The organism is Promicromonospora sukumoe 327MFSha3.1, from assembly GCF_000385135.1.
Taxonomy (GTDB): domain Bacteria; phylum Actinomycetota; class Actinomycetes; order Actinomycetales; family Cellulomonadaceae; genus Promicromonospora; species Promicromonospora sukumoe_B.
Map to the genome: position 1 here is coordinate 147,580 of NZ_ARQM01000018.1, position 16,647 is coordinate 164,226.

The 16,647-nt window shown below is 73.4% G+C and carries 15 protein-coding genes; 9 read left to right on the forward strand and 6 right to left on the reverse strand.

Features of this window, described 5'->3' with window-relative positions; genetic code table 11:
- Positions 1–102 precede the first annotated feature (102 nt).
- From H291_RS0127725 to H291_RS0127745, 5 genes are all read left to right on the forward strand, one after another.
- Complete coding sequence (locus tag H291_RS0127725) at positions 103–981, forward strand: LysR family transcriptional regulator (protein WP_020018295.1); 879 nt, start codon at positions 103–105, stop codon at positions 979–981.
- A 149-nt stretch (positions 982–1,130) separates the two neighbouring features.
- A complete protein-coding gene (gene kdgD, locus H291_RS0127730) occupies positions 1,131–2,093 on the forward strand; it encodes a 5-dehydro-4-deoxyglucarate dehydratase (RefSeq protein ID WP_020018296.1) in 963 nt (320 codons plus the stop codon).
- Between the two features lie 42 nt (positions 2,094–2,135).
- Positions 2,136–3,764, forward strand: a complete 1,629-nt coding sequence (locus tag H291_RS31925) for an aldehyde dehydrogenase (NADP(+)) (protein ID WP_020018297.1) — start codon at positions 2,136–2,138, stop codon at positions 3,762–3,764.
- A gap of 53 nt (positions 3,765–3,817) precedes the next feature.
- Positions 3,818–5,086, forward strand: a complete 1,269-nt coding sequence (locus H291_RS0127740; RefSeq protein ID WP_051109657.1) for an enolase C-terminal domain-like protein — start codon at positions 3,818–3,820, stop codon at positions 5,084–5,086.
- A 22-nt stretch (positions 5,087–5,108) separates the two neighbouring features.
- Positions 5,109–6,089: an AEC family transporter gene (locus H291_RS0127745; protein WP_020018299.1), complete on the forward strand. Its 981-nt coding sequence runs from the start codon at positions 5,109–5,111 to the stop codon at positions 6,087–6,089.
- Positions 6,090–6,161: 72 nt separating this feature from the next.
- Here the strand turns inward: H291_RS0127745 and H291_RS0127750 are convergent, their stop codons facing one another.
- The 4 genes from H291_RS0127750 to H291_RS0127765 all read right to left on the reverse strand — a co-directional run bounded on the left by H291_RS0127750 (position 6,162) and on the right by H291_RS0127765 (position 10,310).
- Complete coding sequence (locus H291_RS0127750; protein WP_020018300.1) at positions 6,162–6,794, reverse strand: TetR/AcrR family transcriptional regulator; 633 nt, start codon at positions 6,792–6,794, stop codon at positions 6,162–6,164.
- 110 nt (positions 6,795–6,904) lie between these two features.
- Positions 6,905–7,843 carry an SDR family oxidoreductase gene (locus H291_RS0127755; protein ID WP_020018301.1) on the reverse strand — a complete coding sequence of 313 codons (939 nt, stop codon included), beginning with the start codon at positions 7,841–7,843 and terminating at the stop codon, positions 6,905–6,907.
- Positions 7,840–8,598, reverse strand: a complete 759-nt coding sequence (locus tag H291_RS0127760; RefSeq protein ID WP_020018302.1) for an SDR family oxidoreductase — start codon at positions 8,596–8,598, stop codon at positions 7,840–7,842. The genes H291_RS0127755 and H291_RS0127760 overlap by 4 nt, the downstream gene beginning before the upstream one ends.
- Positions 8,599–8,906: 308 nt before the next feature.
- The gene (locus H291_RS0127765) at positions 8,907–10,310 is read right to left on the reverse strand and encodes a C4-dicarboxylate transporter DctA (protein WP_020018303.1); all 1,404 of its coding nucleotides are present in this window, start codon (positions 10,308–10,310) and stop codon (positions 8,907–8,909) included.
- A gap of 176 nt (positions 10,311–10,486) precedes the next feature.
- Here H291_RS0127765 and H291_RS31930 point away from each other — a divergent pair, with 176 nt between their 5' ends.
- Positions 10,487–12,145 (forward strand): sensor histidine kinase, encoded by a 1,659-nt coding sequence (locus H291_RS31930; protein WP_020018304.1) that lies wholly within the window; start codon positions 10,487–10,489, stop codon positions 12,143–12,145.
- Complete coding sequence (locus H291_RS0127775; RefSeq protein WP_020018305.1) at positions 12,142–12,843, forward strand: response regulator; 702 nt, start codon at positions 12,142–12,144, stop codon at positions 12,841–12,843. Before H291_RS31930 ends, H291_RS0127775 begins: the two co-directional genes overlap by 4 nt.
- A 138-nt stretch (positions 12,844–12,981) precedes the next feature.
- Here the strand turns inward: H291_RS0127775 and H291_RS0127780 are convergent, their stop codons facing one another.
- Positions 12,982–13,557, reverse strand: a complete 576-nt coding sequence (locus H291_RS0127780) for a hypothetical protein (protein WP_020018306.1) — start codon at positions 13,555–13,557, stop codon at positions 12,982–12,984.
- Between the two features lie 98 nt (positions 13,558–13,655).
- The gene (locus H291_RS0127785; protein ID WP_020018307.1) at positions 13,656–14,645 is read right to left on the reverse strand and encodes a helix-turn-helix transcriptional regulator; all 990 of its coding nucleotides are present in this window, start codon (positions 14,643–14,645) and stop codon (positions 13,656–13,658) included.
- Between the two features lie 103 nt (positions 14,646–14,748).
- Between H291_RS0127785 and H291_RS0127790 the strand changes: the two genes are divergently transcribed.
- Together H291_RS0127790 and H291_RS0127795 are read left to right on the forward strand one after the other, a co-directional pair.
- Positions 14,749–15,798: an ATP-binding cassette domain-containing protein gene (locus tag H291_RS0127790; protein WP_020018308.1), complete on the forward strand. Its 1,050-nt coding sequence runs from the start codon at positions 14,749–14,751 to the stop codon at positions 15,796–15,798.
- Complete coding sequence (locus tag H291_RS0127795) at positions 15,795–16,610, forward strand: ABC transporter permease (protein ID WP_020018309.1); 816 nt, start codon at positions 15,795–15,797, stop codon at positions 16,608–16,610. The genes H291_RS0127790 and H291_RS0127795 overlap by 4 nt, the downstream gene beginning before the upstream one ends.
- Positions 16,611–16,647: the final 37 nt, after the last annotated feature.

Sequence of the window (16,647 nt, forward strand, 5' to 3'; positions counted from 1 at the left end):
TGCCGGTCGGGCGTTGAGCATAGGAAGCCCATACGATGCCTGTCTAAGCCTCTTACTGCATTGCTTGATACTCGGAATGCATCAGTTCCCGGAAAGGCCATCGTGTACACCCTCGATCAGGTCCGCTGCTTCCTCGCCGTCGCGGAAGAGCTCCACTTCGGCCGCGCGGCGGAACGACTCAACATGACCCAGCCGCCCCTGAGCCGCCAGGTCCAGAAGCTGGAACGCGCCGTCGGCGTCCCCCTGCTGGAGCGCGACAACCGGCACGTCGAGCTGACGACGGCCGGCACCGTGTTCCTCGAGGAGGCCCGGCGCCTGCTGACCGCCGCCGACGCCGCCCCCGCCCTGGCCCGCAAGATCGCCGCGGGCCGCGCGGGCGTGCTGCGCCTCGGGTTCACCGCCGCCTCGGGGTTCAGCCTGCTGGGCACGCTGGTGCAGGAGATCACCGACTTCATGCCCGACGTCGACCTGGACCTCCAGGAGCTGGTGACGATCGAGCAGATCGAGGCGATCCGCCGCGGCGAGCTCGACCTGGCGCTCGGCCGGCCACCGTTCGACCAGGAGAGCTTCGACTCCCGGCTCCTGCTGTCCGAGGACCTCGTGCTCGCCGTGCCGCCCGGCCACGCGCTGACCCGCCTGGACCGTCCCGTGACCGCCGCCGACCTGCGCGACCAGCCCGTCGTCGGCCACCATCCCACCAAGGCGCGGTACTTCTACGACATGGTGGTGCGGTACATCGCCGTCGAGCACGGCAACGTGGTGCACGTCGTCAGCCAGATCCTGACGATGTGCTCGCTGGTCGCCGCCGGGCGCGGCGTGGCGTTCGTCCCGGAGTCGGCGCGCCTGCTGGGGCTGCCGGGCGTGACGTTCGTGGAGCTCGACGTGCCGCACGGCGTCGTCGAGCTGCACGCCATCTGGGACCGGAGCTCGAAGAACCCGGCCCTGCACGAGTTCCTGCGCTACCTCCACCCCTCGTCCTGACCCCATGCGATAGCTGAGCGATGCAGTTGCGGCATGAGTTGATGCCGTTTTGGGCTTGGACAGGCATCGTGGACGGTTCTTACCGTGGCCGCGAGAACCTAGCCGATCAGCATGTCATCGCCGACGTCTGTCACAGGAGGGGGCCACCCTTGGCCACGTATGCACCCCAGGAGCTCGCCGTCGCCCTCAAGGACGGGCTGCTGTCGTTCCCCGTCACGCCGTTCACCGCGGACGGGCGGATCGACGAGGAGCGCTACCGCGACCACATCGACTGGCAGTCGAGCTTCCGGATCGGCGGCCTGTTCGCCGCCGGCGGCACGGGCGAGGGCTTCAGCCTGACGCCGCAGGAGTCCGCCGAGGTGGTGCGGCTCGCCGTCGAGACCGCCGCCGGCCGCACGCCGGTGCTCGGCAGCGCGGGCGGCAACACCGCCCAGGCGATCCAGAACGCGCGCGCCGCGCAGGACGCCGGCGCCGAGGGGCTGCTGCTCCTGCCGCCGTACCTCACCGAGGCCGACCAGGACGGCCTGCTGGAGCACGCCTCCGCCGTCTGCGCCGCGACCGACCTCGGCGTCATCGTCTACAACCGCGGCAACGCGATCTACTCCGCGCGGACCGTGGCGCGGCTGGCCGAGCGCCACCCCAACTTCATCGGGTTCAAGGACGCGATCGGCGACATCGAGCACCTCACGCGCGTCTACGCCGCCAACGGCGACCGCCTGTTCTACCTGGGCGGGCTGCCCACCGCCGAGACCTACGCCCTGCCGCTGCTGCAGCTCGGCATGAGCACGTACTCGTCGGCCATGTACAACTTCGTGCCCGAGTTCGCCCTGGAGTTCTACCACGACGTGCGGGCGCAGGACCACGCGGCGGTCACGGAGAAGCTGCGCCGGTTCGTGCTGCCCTACCTCGACATCCGCGACCGCACCAAGGGGTACGGCGTCTCGATCGTCAAGGGCGGCATGAAGGCGATCGGCCGCGACATGGGCAGCGTGCGCGCGCCCCTGCAGGACCTCACCGACCAGGACCTCGCGGACCTCGGCGCCCTGATCGACGCCGCCGGGGTGCGCCCCGCCGCGGCCGCGACCGCCGCCGTCGACACGCTGGCCGGCTGACCGAACGTCCTCGGCTGACCCGAACGTCCTAGGAGACACTCCATGACCCAGCTCACCGGCCACTCGATCGTCGCCGGCGCGCCCCTGCAGGGCACCGCCGGCACCTTCGCCGGGCAGGACCCGGCCACCGCCCAGAGGCTCGAACCCGCCTACTCCCTGCTCGACGAGGCGCAGGTCGCCCAGGCCACCGCCGCCGCGCAGGAGGCCTTCGCCTCCTTCTCCGCGCTCGCCCCCGAGCCCCACGCCCGCTTCCTGGAGCAGGTCGCGGCCAACATCGAGGCGATCGCGCCCGACGTCGTCGCGCGGGCCATGCGGGAGACCGGCCTCCCAGCGGCCCGCCTCACGGGCGAGGTCGCCCGCACCACGAACCAGCTCCGCCTGTTCGCGCAGGTCGTGCGCCAGGGCGACCACCGCGGCGTGCGGATCGACCCCGCCCTGCCCGACCGCGCTCCCCTGCCCCGCGCCGACATCCGCCAGCGCAAGGTGCCCGTGGGCCCCGTGGCCGTGTTCGGCGCCAGCAACTTCCCGCTCGCCTTCTCCACCGCGGGCGGCGACACCGCCTCCGCGCTGGCGGCGGGCTGCCCCGTCGTCGTCAAGGCGCACAACGCGCACCCCGGCACGGCCGAGCTCGTGGGCCGCGCGGTGGCCGACGCCGTCGCCTCGTGCGGCCTGCACCCCGGCGTGTTCTCCCTGGTCTACGGGCCGGGCAAGGTCGTGGGCCAGGCCCTGGTGTCCGACCCGGTGATCCAGGCCGTCGGCTTCACCGGCTCCCGCGGCGGCGGCCTCGCGCTCGTCGGGGCGGCCGCGGCCCGCCCCGTGCCGATCCCCGTCTACGCCGAGATGAGCTCGATCAACCCCACGATCCTGCTCGACGGCGCCCTGGCCGGCGACGTCGACGCGCTCGCCACCGCGTACCTCACGTCGGTGACCGGCTCGTCGGGCCAGCTCTGCACCGCCCCGGGCCTCGTCTTCGTGCCGGACGGCGAGCGCGGCGACGCGTTCGTGGCCGCCGCCGGGCGCGCCGCGGCCGCCGCCGCCGGGCAGACCATGCTCACCGACGGCATCGCCCGCGCCTGGCAGGACGGCGTGGACACGCTGGCCGCGCAGGACGGCGTGACGCTCGTGGGCGCCGGGGCACCCGGCGCGACGAAGAACGCCCCGGCCCCCGCGGTGTTCGCCAGCGCGGTGCCGACCCTGCTGAGCAACCCCGTGCTGCAGGCCGAGATCTTCGGCGCGGCCTCGCTCGTGGTCCGGTACTCCGGCCCCGCCGAGCTGCTGGCCGCCGTCGAGCGGCTCGAGGGGCAGCTCACCGTGACGCTGCACCTCACCGAGGACGACGCGGCGACCGCGACCACCCTGCTGCCCGTGCTGGAGCGCAAGGCGGGCCGCATCCTGGCCAACGGCTGGCCCACCGGGGTCGAGGTGGGGCACGCGATGGTGCACGGCGGGCCGTTCCCGGCGACGTCGGACGGGCGCACCACCTCGGTGGGCACGCTCGCGATCGAGCGGTTCCTGCGCCCGGTGGCCTACCAGAACCTGCCGGAGTACCTGCTGCCGGAGCCGCTGCGGTCGGACAACCCGTGGCACCTGACGCGGCGGGTGGACGGCGTGCTCGACGTGGTGCTGGGCGCGTCCGAGACCGCGGCCGACAAGACCGAGGCCGCCCGGTGAGCCACCCCACGATCGCCGCCGTCGAGGTCGTGCCCGTCGCGGGCCACGACTCGATGCTGCTGAACCTGTCCGGCGCGCACGCCCCGTTCTTCACGCGGAACGTCGCGATCGTCACCGACTCCGACGGCCGCACCGGGCTGGGCGAGGTGCCCGGCGGGGAGAAGATCCGGGCCACGATCGAGGAGGCCGGGCGGGTCGTCGTCGGGCAGCCGGTGGCGCGGTACCGCTCCCTGCTGCGCGACGTCGCCCGCACCTTCGCCGACCGCGACGCGGGCGGGCGCGGGCTGCAGACCTTCGACCTGCGCACCACGGTGCACGCGGTCACGGCCCTGGAGTCCGCGCTGCTCGACCTGCACGGCCAGGACCTGGGTGTGCCCGTCGCCGAGCTGCTCGGCGACGGCGTGCAGCGCACCGCCGTGCCGATGCTCGGGTACCTGTTCTACGTGGGCGACCCGGGCGTGACCGACCTGCCGTACCTGCGCGGGGACGACGAGTCCGACGCGTGGGGGCGGCTGCGCCGCGAGGAGGCCATGACGCCCGACGCCGTGGTACGGCTCGCCGAGGCGGCCGCCGCGCGCTACGGGTTCACCGACTTCAAGCTCAAGGGCGGCGTGCAGGCCGGCGACCTCGAGGTCGACACGGTGGTGGCGCTCAAGGAGCGGTTCCCGGACGCCCGGATCACCCTCGACCCCAACGGCGGGTGGCTGCTGGAGGACGCGATCCGGCTGGGCCGGCGCATGCGCGGCGTCGTCGCCTACGCGGAGGACCCGTGCGGGGCCGAGGGCCGGTTCTCCGGCCGCGAGGTCATGGCCGAGTTCAAGCGGGCGACCGGGCTGCCCACGGCGACCAACATGATCGCCACCGACTGGCGGGAGATGGCGCACGCAGTGCGCGCGGGCGCGGTCGACATCCCGCTGGCCGACCCGCACTTCTGGACCATGGCGGGCTCGGTGCGCGTGGCCCAGCTCTGCCACGAGTTCGGTCTCACGTGGGGGTCGCACTCGAACAACCACTTCGACATCTCGCTGGCCATGTTCACGCACGTCGGCGCCGCCGCGCCGGGCGAGATCACGGCGCTCGACACGCACTGGATCTGGCAGGACGGGCAGGGCCTGACCACGGCCCCGCCGCAGATCGCCGGCGGCGAGATCCAGGTGCCGACGACGCCCGGGCTGGGTGTCGAGCTCGACCGCGAGCGCCTGGCCGCCGCGCACGAGCTGTACCTGGAGCACGGGCTCGGCGCCCGCGACGACGCGATCGCGATGCAGTACCTGGTGCCGGAGTGGGAGTTCGACCCGAAGCGCCCGTGCCTCGTGCGATGAGGCGCCCGCTGGGAACCTGCCCGTGACGGGGGTGCTGCTCGGGTTCGCGATCGTGCTGGTGCTGGTGGGCGTGGGTCTCGTCGCGGCGTGGCTGCTGCCGGGCGAGGCCCACGCCATGCAGCGCGGCATCGCACCGCTGGTGTACTACATCACCAACCCGGCGCTGATGTTCCAGCTCATGTCGGACGCCGACCTGGGGGCCGTGCTGCGCACCTACACCCCGATCGCGCTGATCACCGCGGCGGCCACGGGGCTGCTGTACGCGCTGGTCGCCGGCGGGCTGCTGCGGCGGCCCGCCGGCCCGGTCGCGGCCGGGGCGATGGCGAGCTCCTACGTGAACGCGGGCAACATCGGCGTGCCGATCGCGCTCTACGCGGTGGGGACGGCGGCCCCGGTGGTCTCCGTGCTGATCGCGCAGCTGCTGGTGGTCGCGCCGGTGTACCTGTCGGTGTTCGCCTGGTGCCGGCACCGGGCGGCGCGGGCGGCCCGGTTCGCGGAGGCCGACGCGGACGGCGTCGTCCCCGAAGGGACCTCCCGGTCCCTGGGCGCGACCCTGGGCCGGTCGCTGGCCAACCCGGTGACGGTCGCGACGGGGCTGGGCCTGCTGGCCGCGGCGTTCTCCCTGGACCTGCCGGTGGTGCTGGCGCAGCCCGTCGAGATGCTGGGCGCGGCGTCGGTGCCGCTGCTCCTGCTGCTGTTCGGCATGTCGCTGCGCGGTCAGCGGCCGCTCGGCCGCGACGCCCGGGCCGAGGTGGTGCTGGGCACGGTCCTGAAGTCGCTGGTCATGCCGGTGCTGGCCTGGGTGGTCGGCCGGTTCCTGTTCGGGCTGGACGGCCTGGACCTGCTCGGTGTGGTGCTGATGGCGGCGCTGCCCACAGCGCAGAACGTGTTCCTGTTCGCGGGCCACTTCCGCCTGGCGACGACGTCGGTCCGCGACATCACGCTGCTGAGCATGCTCCTGGCGCTCCCGACCTCCCTCCTGCTCACCCTGCTCCTAGGCTGACGACCCACCCCACGGCGTTGAGCACAGCGGTTGCTGCCAGGAAGGGCGGCCGTGTGGCAGGAACTGCTGTGGTCAACGCCGGGGGTGGGTGATACCCGTCAGCACGTTGTCGACCAGCGCATCGGCGAACGGCTCCGTGACCGGCTCGTCCGGGACCAGGAGGCGGTGGTAGACCGCGCCCCAGAGCTGGTCGACCACCACCTGCACGTCGACGTCGTCGCGCACCTGCCCCGCCTCCTGCGCCGCCCGCAGCCGTTCGGCCGCGAGGCGGCGCCGCTCGGACGAGTACAGCGTGCGGTAGGCGACGGCGAGGTCCGGGTCGGTCTGCGACTGGCCGATGAGCTCCGCGAGGATGCGGCCCGCGGGCGTCGTGGTCATCAGGTGCACGAACGCGCGGAGCTGGTCGCGCAGGTCGGCCCGGATGTCGCCGGTGTCGGGGAACGCGAGGGTGTGCTGCACCGCGTGGAAGTAGCCGTCCAGGGCCAGCGCCCCCTTGGAGGGCCACCACTTGTACAGGGTCGTCTTGCTGACGCCGGACAGGCGCGCAATCCGCTCGAACGTCAGGTCGGCGATGCCCTCGCCCAGCAGCACCTCGCCGGCGGTGCGCAGCACGTCGGCGCGCACCTCGTCGGCGGGCCGCCGACCGCGGCCCCGACTGCGGGCGGGTGCCTGCTCGGCGCCGGACGCCGTCGCCTGCTCGGTCATGTGCCCTCCTCCAGTTCCCCTGCCAGGGCTGCGCGCCAGTGTAGATGCGGGGCGGTCGGCGATCCGCTCGGTCGGCAGGATGTCAGGTGATCGGTCGCCCGGGTTGCCGATCACCTGACATCCTGCCGACCGTCCGGGGTCGCGGCCGCCGGGGCCGCGCTCGCTGCCGCGCCCGGCAGCAGGTCCGGGAGGCCCACCCGGGTCAGGAACTCGCGCCGGGTCTCGTCGGCGAGGTCGGAGACCGCCTCGGAGCCGTCGTCGGCCGGGTCGATGTGCACCCGGTAGGGCCGCTGCCCGGCGGGCAGCGCGACGATGCGGGCGATCTCGTCGGAGACGAGCGACACGTCGGCGTCGGGCGCCAGGGCCGCGAGCTTCTCCGCGACCTGGCCCATCAGCCCGGCGTACCGGGTCTCGTACTCGGCCTCCACCGCGGCGTCGGCCGGGTGGCCCGCATGCGCGAAGTGGTTGGTGCCGCTCGTGAACGAGCCGGGCACCACGATCGACGTCTCCACGCCCCAGCGGGCCAGCTCAGCGGCGTACGAGACCGCGAGGGAGTCCATGCCCGCCTTGGCCGCGAAGTACGGCGCGAGGTACGGCGGGGTGCCGCCCTTGACGCTGGAGCTGGACACCCAGATCACGAGCCCCGCACCCCGCCGCCGCATACCGGGCAGGACCGCCCGGTTCACGCGCTGGGTGGACAGCACGTTGACGTCGTAGAGCTGTGCGAGCTGCTCCGGCGTGAACGCCTCGGCCGGGCCGACCACCATGTGCCCGGCGTTGTGGATCAGCACGTCCACTTTCCCGTGCTCGGCCTCGATCCGCCCGACGGCGCGGTCGACCGACTCCTGCGAGCTCACGTCGAGCTCGATCGCGCGCAGGTCCGCGTGGTGCTCGGCGGCCCAGGCCGCGGCGGCGTCGACCTGCGGCGCGTTGCGCCCCTCGGTCTGCCGCATGCCCGCGTACACGGTGTTGCCCGCGGCGGCCAGGGCGCGCGCCGTCAGCGCACCGAACCCGCTCGACGCCCCGGTGATGACGACGACGGCGCTCATGCCAGGCCCCCGTTGGTGTAGATGACCTGGCCGTTGACCCAGCGCGCGGGGCCGGCCAGGAAGGCGACGGACTCGGCGATGTCCTCGGGCTGGCCGAGGCGCTCGAGCGGCACGGCGTTCGCCAGGTTCTGGACGGTCTGCTCGTCCTTGCCGTTCAGGAACAGCGGGGTGGCCGTGGGGCCGGGCGCCACCACATTGACGGTGATGTCCTTGCCGCGCAGCTCGCGGGCCAGGATCAGCGTCATGCCCTCGACGGCGGCCTTGCTGGCCACGTACGGGGCATAGCTCGGGAACTGGGTCCGGGCCACCGACGTCGAGAAGTTGATCAGCGCGCCCCCGGCACGCAGGCGGTTCGCGGCGAGCTGCGCCACGACGAACGTGCCGCGGATGTTGGTGCGGTGCATGCGGTCGAGGTCGTCGAGGTCGAAGCTCGCGACCGGGCCCAGGATCATGATGCCGGCCGTGTTGACGACGACGTCGACGCCGCCGAACGCCGCCTCGGTCGCGTCGAACGCGGCCGCCATCGCGGTCTCGTCCGCGACGTCGCCGCCGACGGTGATCGCCTGGCCGCCCGAGGCCTGGACCTCGGCCACGACCTCGTCGGCCCGGGCCTGGTTGCCCGCGTAGTGGACGGCGACGGCGTAGCCGTCCGCGGCGAGGCGGGTGACGACGGCGCGGCCGATGCCGCCGGACCCGCCGGTGACGAGCGCGACTCGGGTGGTGCCGGTGCTGCTGGTCTCGGTTGTGGTGCTCACGGGGTGCTCCCTGGTCTCGATGTGGACTGTGCGTTCATATAACCACGGATGTGTACGCCACGTCCATATCTTCGGAGAAACTGGTCCCGCGCCACACGAAAGTGGTCCGCCTCCAGCAGGTGATCGCGCGGGCTCCGGGGCCGGAGCACGTGCAGGATCACCTGCTGGAGGCGGACCTTCGCGGACGACGGCCGGGCGCCCCCAGAGCAGCCCGGCCGTCGTCGGTCATGGGCCGCCCCGCCGGACGGCGGCGGGGCGGCGTCCGTCCGGCCGTACGGCGGCCGGCCGGACCTCGATCAGGTCGTGGGTCAGACCGAGCTGGGCTCGGCCGTCCTGGTGCGCCGGTCCTCGGTGTCGTCGACGGTGTCGGCCTCGTCGGCCGGCTCAGCGGCATCGTCGGGGCCGTGCAGGTCGTCCGCGGCGGTCTCGTCGAACGGGAGGCGGCCCGAGAGCACCTCGTCGACGCGGGCGCGGTCGATCTCCTTGGTCCAGGTGCCGATGATCACCGTGGCCACGGCGTTGCCCGTGAAGTTGGTCAGCGCGCGGGCCTCGGACATGAACCGGTCGATGCCCACCACGATGCCCACGCCGTCGACCAGGTCGGGGCGGTAGGTCTGCAGGCCGCCCGCGAGGGTGGCCAGGCCGGCGCCGGTGACGCCGGCGGCGCCCTTGGACGCGATGATCATGAAGGCGAGCATGCCGATCTGCTCCGGCACGGACAGCGGCGTGCCCATCGCGGAGGCGATGAACAGCGACGCCATGGTCAGGTAGATCGCGGTGCCGTCCAGGTTGAACGAGTAGCCGGTCGGCACGGTGATGCCCACCACCGGCTTGGACACGCCCAGGTGCTCCATCTTGGCGATCAGGCGCGGCAGGGCCGCCTCGGACGACGAGGTGCTGACGATCAGCAGGTACTCGCGCGCCAGGTACTTCATGAGCAGGAAGATGTTCACGCCCGACACCAGCTTCAGCACGAGGCCGAGCACCACCGCGATGAACACGACGCAGGTGAGGTAGAACCCGACCATCAGGGTGCCGAGCGCGACGACGGCGCCCCAGCCGGTCTCGCCGACGACGCCCGCGATGGCGCCGAACGCACCCACGGGGGCGACCCAGAGGATCATCGTGAGGACGCGGAACACGATCGCCTGGATCATGCGGATGGCGTCGAGTGCGGGCTTGCCGCGCGCGCCGAGCTGCTGGATGGCGAACCCGACGAGCAGCGCCACGAACAGGGTCTGCAGCACGGACTCGCCGGTGAGCGGCGAGACGAGCGTGGTGGGGATGATGCCGAGCACGAAGTCGACCAGGCCCTCGGCCTCGCCCTCCGCCTCGTAGCTGGCCCCCGCGATGTTCAGGCCCTCGCCCGGGTGCAGCACGTTGCCGACGACCAGGCCGATGAACAGCGCGAACGTGGACATCACGATGAAGTAGAGCAGCGCCAGCCCGCCGACCCGGCCTACGGTGGCGGCCTTGGCGATGGAGCCGATGCCCAGCACGATGGTGCAGAAGATGACCGGCGAGATCATCATCTTGATCAGGGCCACGAACCCGGTACCGAGCGGCTTCAGTGCCACTCCGGTCTCCGGGGAGGCCAGGCCCACGATGACGCCGGCGACGACGGCGACGATCACCGCGATGTACAGGTAGTGACTCTTGTCGAGCCGGCGGCGCGGGGTGGTCCCGGCACCGGCGGACTGTGTTTCCGCCATGGGTGTGTTCCTCTCACAACGCTGTGTGGTCAGCGACAAGAGTGCTGGTGGAGGCCGCGAACCCCACCATTGCGTACATAGTGTTCTCGACGTGGTCCCTGGCACGGCGCGGGCGGGTCACAATGGGTCCCGTGGCGCAGCGACGGGGTGCGAGTATCGCGAGGTGGTTCCTCGCCGTGCACACGGCACTCCTGTTCGCGGGCGCGGTCATCGTGTTCGGGCTCCTGGCGCTGGACGCCCGGTCGTCGGCGGAGTCGCACGCCGCGAAGGAGAGCACCGACCTGGCGGCCACGGTCGCGGCGGAGTCGCTGGTGATCGACACGGTCGCGAAGGCGCACGCCGCCGCCGGCACGGACCGGGACGGCACGGTCGCCGAGGTCTCGGCCCTGCTGCAGCCGTACGCCGAGCGCGTCATGGCGACCACGGAGATCGACTACCTGACCGTGATGGACACCGACCGCACCCGGTACACGCACCGCAACACCTGGCAGATCGGCCGCGAGTTCGTGGGCACCACGGCGCCGGCGCTGCGGGGCGAGACGTTCACGGAGGTCTACGACGGCACGCTCGGCCCGTCGGTGCGCGCCGTCGTGCCCGTGGTGACCGACGACGGCGAGGTGGTCGGCATGGTCTCCGCCGGGGTCACGCTCGACCGGCTGTGGGACAGCATCGTGCCGCGCCTGGTGATCGTCGGCGTCGGCACGCTCCTGGCGTTCGGCACGGGCGCCGTCGCCGCGACGCTGCTGGCCCGCCGGCTGGACCGGATCACGGAGAGCAAGGGCCCCGACGAGCTGGCCCACCTGTTCACCGCGCACGAGGCGGTGCTGCACTCGGTCGAGGAGGGCATGCTCCTGGTCGAGGACGGCACGGTGGTGCTGGCCAACGACGAGGCGCTGCGGCTGCTCGACGTCCCGGACCTGACCGCCCCGTTCGCCGTGGCCGACCCGCGCCTGTCCCCCGCCGTCCGCGACCTGCTGGGCGGCGCCGCGCCGGAGGGGCCGGTCCGGGTGGGCGACCGGGTGCTGCTCGTGGGCCGCGACACCGCGGCGGCGGCCGGGCGGAACGTCGGCGAGGTGGTCTCGCTGCGCGACCGGACCGAGCTGCAGCGCGTCACGGGCGAGCTGTCGTCGGTGCGCACCATCTCCGAGGCGCTGCGCGCGCAGACCCACGACTTCAGCAACCGCCTGCACACCATCGCCACGCTCATCGAGCTGGGGCGCAGCGACGAGGCGCTGCGGTTCGTGGCCGGCGAGCGCGACCTGGGCCAGCGCCTCACCGACCGCGTAGTCCAGGCGATCGAGGAGCCGGTGATCGCCGCGCTCGTGCTGGGCAAGGCCGCCCAGGCCCGCGAGCGCGCCGTCGAGATGCACTTCGAGACCCACCTGACGCCGGGGACGCACTGGCTGGAGCCGGTGGACGTGGTGACGATCCTGGGCAACCTGATCGACAACGGGATCGACGCCGCCGCCGGGCACGCCCTGGACGTCGCCCGTCAGGACACCGGCCCGGACGCGGCCGGGCAGGTCCCGGAGGCGTGGGTGGAGATCTACCTCGCCAACGGCGACGACGGCTCCCTGGTGTTCCAGGTCTCCGACAGCGGCGCCGGCATCGCGGACACCGACCTGGACCGCATCTTCGACCAGGGCTGGAGCACCAAGGACGCCGTCGCGGGCGGGCGCGGCTACGGTCTCGCGCTCGTGCGGCAGGTGGTGGAGAGCTTCGGCGGCGACATCGAGGTCTCCCGCGGCGCGGGCACCGGCGCCGTCTTCACGGTCACGCTCCCCCGGCCCGACGCCGTCGGGCAGGCGGCGCCGCCCGCTGAGGTGCCCGCGTGATCCGGGTGCTGGTCGTGGAGGACGACCCGCACACCGCCGAGGCGCACGGCGAGTACGTGCGCCGCGTGGACGGGTTCGAGCTGGCCGGGGTGGTGCACACCGCGAGCGAGACCGTGCGCGCGCTGCGCGACGCCCAGGCCGCCGGCGAGGAGGTGCACCTGCTCCTGCTGGACATGAACCTGCCCGACCGGCACGGCCTCGTGCTGTGCCGGCAGCTGCGCGCGGCGGGCCTCGTGGTCGACGTGATCGCCGTGACCGCGGCCCGCGAGCTGGAGGTGGTGCGCGAGGCGGTCGCCGTCGGCGTCGTGCAGTACCTGATCAAGCCGTTCGCGTTCGGGCTGTTCGCCGAGAAGCTCGGCGCGTACCGCAAGTACTTCGACCAGATGCGCTCGCCCGTCTCGACGATGAGCCAGCGCGAGGTGGACACCGCGTTCGCGGCGCTGCGCACCTCCAACGCCGCGGGGCTGCCGAAGGGCCTGTCGCAGGAGACGCTCGACACGGTGTCCGACCTGCTGGCCCGGGCGGCTGGGCCGCTGTCGGCGAGCGAGGTGGCCGACGAGCTGCACCTGGCCCGGATCACGGCCCGGCGGTACCTGGAGTTCCTGGCCGACCGCGGCGTCGCGACCCGCGCACCCCGGTACGGCACGCGCGGCCGTCCGGAGCTGGAGTACGCGCGACAACGCGCGGACTCGCTCTGAGACCCGAGCCCGACTCCCCGGGCGCCCGATTCCCGTGAATCCGATCCCGTCGGAGCCGATTCCCTTTGAGGCCTAAGTTTCTTCGCTTTGACCCGGGGTCAAAGCGAAGAAACTTAGGCCTCGAAGGAGAGAGAAGGATCAGCGCCCGACGGCGGCCGTGAGCCGGTCGATGAAGTCGCGCTCGCCCGTGGAGACCATGACGCGCTTGCTGAAGAACCCGCCCTCCTTGGTGCCGGCGGCCTCGGCGACCTCCTCGGCGATCCGCAGGATCCAGTCGGCGTAGGCCTCGACGTCGGCGGCGTCCGCGCGCTCGCGGAGCACCTTGACCGAGGCGGCGGTCAGCTCGACCGCGCGGGCCGTCTCGCCCTCGGGGTCGGGCCGCGCACCCTCGGTGGCCGCGCGGTCGGTGGCCGCGCGGTCGGTGGCCGCGGCAGCGGAGGCGACGCCGACCTGCGACGCCGGGTTGCGGGCGGCCTCCGCCTCGGCCGCGTTCTGCTCCCCCAGGCGGGCGCGCATGGCGACCGCCACCTCGCGGACGAAGTCGTTCTCGTGCTCCTGGGCCTCGCGGAACACCTTGGCCCCCGACGCCATCTCCTTGAAGAACTGGATCGCCCCGGGCTGGCCGTCGGCGAGGGTCGCGCCCTTCAGCACGGCGCCCGGCGCGTCCAGGATCTGGTCGAGCTCGTCATCACTGAAGTCGGACAGGTTCGTCATGCGCACGCTCTCTGTTGGGGTCGTGTCCTGCGGCAACGCATCAACATACTGTGCGGTTCCCCGCCGGCGCGCCCCCTTCTCGCAGGCCAGGCAACAGCTCAGTCCGGCACCGCCGCGGCGTAGCGCGCGCCCAGGTCGCGGACGGCGGTCACCAGCTCGGGCGGCCCCACCACCTCGAAGGGCACGCCGAAGACGCCGAGCCGGCCGGCCAGCCCGGCCCAGGACCACGAGCCGAGCACCACGCGGCACCGGGGCTCGCCGTCGACGTCCGGCAGCGGCTCGCACAGCCCGTAGGTGCCGACCCAGGGCGCGATGTCGGCGGCCCGCGCGTGCAGCACCGCCTCGCCGTGCACCGGCGAGCGCGAGCCGCTGATCCGGGAGCCCACGAAGCCGGCGACGTCGCCGCCGGGCACCTCCCGCGCGACGAACCGCGGTCCGGTGCCCGAGCGCAGCGTGAGCCGGTCCACCCGGAACAGCCGCCAGTCGTCGCGGTCCAGGTCGAACGCGACCAGGTACCAGCGCCCCTCGGAGGTGACCAGGTGGTGCGGCTCGACCCGGCGCGGCGGCCGGAACGCGGCGTCGCCCTCGCCGACCGTGGCCATGGTGCCGCCCTCGTAGTCGAACCGGACGACCTCGCGCGCCTGGCACGCGGAGCCGAGCGACAGCAGCAGGTCGGGGTCCACCTCCGGCTCCGCGGGCCCGGTCCGACGCCGCACCGTGGTCACCTCGAGCGCGTCCAGACGCGCCCGCAGCCGGGCCGGCATGACCTGGCGGATGGTCGCCAGGGCCCGCAGCGCGCCCTCCTCGGCCCCAGGGATGGCGCCGGTGCGCAGCGCGACGGCGACGGCGACCGCCTGCTCGTCGTCGAACAGCAGCGGGGGCAGCTCGGCGCCGGCGTCGAGGCGGTAGCCGCCGTCGGGCCCCTTGGTGGCGGCGACGGGGTAGCCGAGCTCGCGCAGCCGGTCGACGTCGCGTCGCACGGTGCGGGGGCTGACGTCCAGCCGCTCGGCGAGGAGCGGGCCGGGCCAGTCCCGGCGGGCCTGGAGCAGCGACAGGAGGGCGAGGAGGCGTCCGGAGGTCTCGAGCACGGATTCAGGATCGCACGCGGAAGAGGACAGGAACTGACCGCTACCGACGACAGGCTGAGGGGGTACCGCACGAAGCAAGCACGGACCGCAAGAAGGAGACATCGTGATCCGCACCCGAGCGCTCACCAAGGACTTCGTGGTGAGCCGCACCCGCACCGTCCACGCCGTGCGCGGCATCTCGCTCGACGTCGAGCCCGGCGAGCTGGTGGCCGTGCTCGGCCCCAACGGCGCCGGCAAGACCACGACGCTGCGCATGCTGACCACGCTCATCCAGCCGACGTCCGGCACCGCCGAGGTGGCCGGGTACGACGTCGTCGAGCGCCCCGACCGGGTCCGCGCCGCCATCGGCTACGTGGGCCAGGGCGGCGCGGGCGGCGCCGCCCAGCACGTCCGCGACGAGCTCGTCACGCAGGGCGAGATCTACGGGCTGGACCGGCGCACCGCGCGGGCCCGGGCCGGCGAGCTGCTGGAGGCCCTGGACCTGACCGAGCAGGCCGACCGCAAGGTGGAGAGCCTGTCCGGCGGGCAGAAGCGCCGCCTGGACGTGGCCGTCGGCCTGGTCCACGAGCCGTCGCTGCTGTTCCTCGACGAGCCGTCGACCGGCCTGGACCCGCACAACCGGGCCAACCTGTGGGAGCACATCCTGCGCATGCGCACCGCGGCCGCCGAGCCGCGCACCATCGTGCTGACCACCCACTACCTCGACGAGGCGGACACGTTCGCCGAGCGGGTGATCGTGGTGGACGGCGGGCAGGTCATCGCCGACGACACCGCCGACGCCCTGAAGGCCGAGCTGGCCGGCGACCTCGTGACCCTGCGGGTGCCGGCCGAGCACGTCGCGGACCTCGCGGCGATCGCCGAGCGCGCGCCCGGCACCCGGTCGGTGCACGTGGCCGACGACTTCGGCGTCCGCACCGTCGAGATCCGCACCGCCGACGGCCCGGGCGCCACGCCCGGCCTGCTCCGCGCGGCCGACGCCGCCGGGCTCCTGGTGAGCCGGGTGGACGTCGCCCGCCCCACGCTCGACGACGTGTTCCTCGGCCTGACCGGCCGCAGCCTCCGCGAGACCGGCGTCGACGGCGCCGGGCCGGACGAGCCCGCCGACACCCCGACCGCCACCGCCGCACCGACCAAGAAGGAGGTCCCGGCATGAGCGCCGCGACCCTGACCCCCGCCACGCCGACGTCCGCACGCCCTCAGGTCCGCCGCAGCTTCGTGCGCGACACCCGCATCGTGCTGCTGCGCGAGCTGCGCCCCGTGGCGCGCGACCCGTTCTCGCTGCTGTTCGGCCTCATCCAGCCGCTCGTGTTCCTCGGGCTGTTCGGCCCGCTGCTGGTCGGCTCGGCCGGCGCGACCCTGGGCTCCGACGTCTGGCTGTGGTTCGTGCCCGCCGTCCTGGCGATGACCACGCTGTTCGGCAGCTCGGTGACCGGCTCCAACCTGCAGCTCGACATCTCCTCCGGCGTGCACGAGCGGATGCTGGTGACGCCGCTGTCCCGGTCGGCGCAGCTCGTGGGCCGCGCCCTGAAGGAGATGGTGCCGGTCCTGGCCCAGTCCGCGGTGGTGCTGCTGGTCATGCTGCCGTTCGGCCTGCGCCCGAACCCGCTCGGCGCGGTGCTCACCCTGCTGCAGCTCGCCGTGCTCGGCATCGGCGTCGGCGCCCTGTCGTACTCGCTGGCGCTGGCGGTGCGCAAGCAGGAGTGGATGTTCTGGGTGGTGCAGCAGACCGTGCTGTTCCCGGTGATGCTGCTGTCGGGCATGCTGCTGCCGCTGGAGACCGGGCCCGCGTGGATGCGCGCCGTCTCGACGGTGAACCCGCTGCGCTACGTCGTCGACTCGGGGCGGGCGGCGTTCGCGGGCGACCTGGCGTCGTCCGCCGTCGCGTGGGGCTGGGTGGCTGCGGTGGTCACGGCTGCCGTCGGGCTCACGGTCGGGGTCCGGGCGATGGTCCGCTCGGCGGACTGACCGCCGTCGTGCGGCGCGGTTCCCTTTGAGGCCTAGG

Excerpts from the sequence above, each read along its gene's own strand:
- H291_RS31925 (WP_020018297.1), top strand. The coding sequence starts at position 2,136 with ATGACCCAGCTCACCGGCCACTCGATCGTCGCCGGCGCGCCCCTGCAG.
- H291_RS0127740 (WP_051109657.1), top strand. The coding sequence starts at position 3,818 with ATGCTGCTGAACCTGTCCGGCGCGCACGCCCCGTTCTTCACGCGGAAC.
- H291_RS0127750 (WP_020018300.1), bottom strand. The coding sequence starts at position 6,794 with ATGACCGAGCAGGCGACGGCGTCCGGCGCCGAGCAGGCACCCGCCCGC.
- H291_RS0127755 (WP_020018301.1), bottom strand. The coding sequence starts at position 7,843 with ATGAGCGCCGTCGTCGTCATCACCGGGGCGTCGAGCGGGTTCGGTGCG.
- H291_RS0127765 (WP_020018303.1), bottom strand. The coding sequence starts at position 10,310 with ATGGCGGAAACACAGTCCGCCGGTGCCGGGACCACCCCGCGCCGCCGG.
- H291_RS0127780 (WP_020018306.1), bottom strand. The coding sequence starts at position 13,557 with ATGACGAACCTGTCCGACTTCAGTGATGACGAGCTCGACCAGATCCTG.
- H291_RS0127795 (WP_020018309.1), top strand. The coding sequence starts at position 15,795 with ATGAGCGCCGCGACCCTGACCCCCGCCACGCCGACGTCCGCACGCCCT.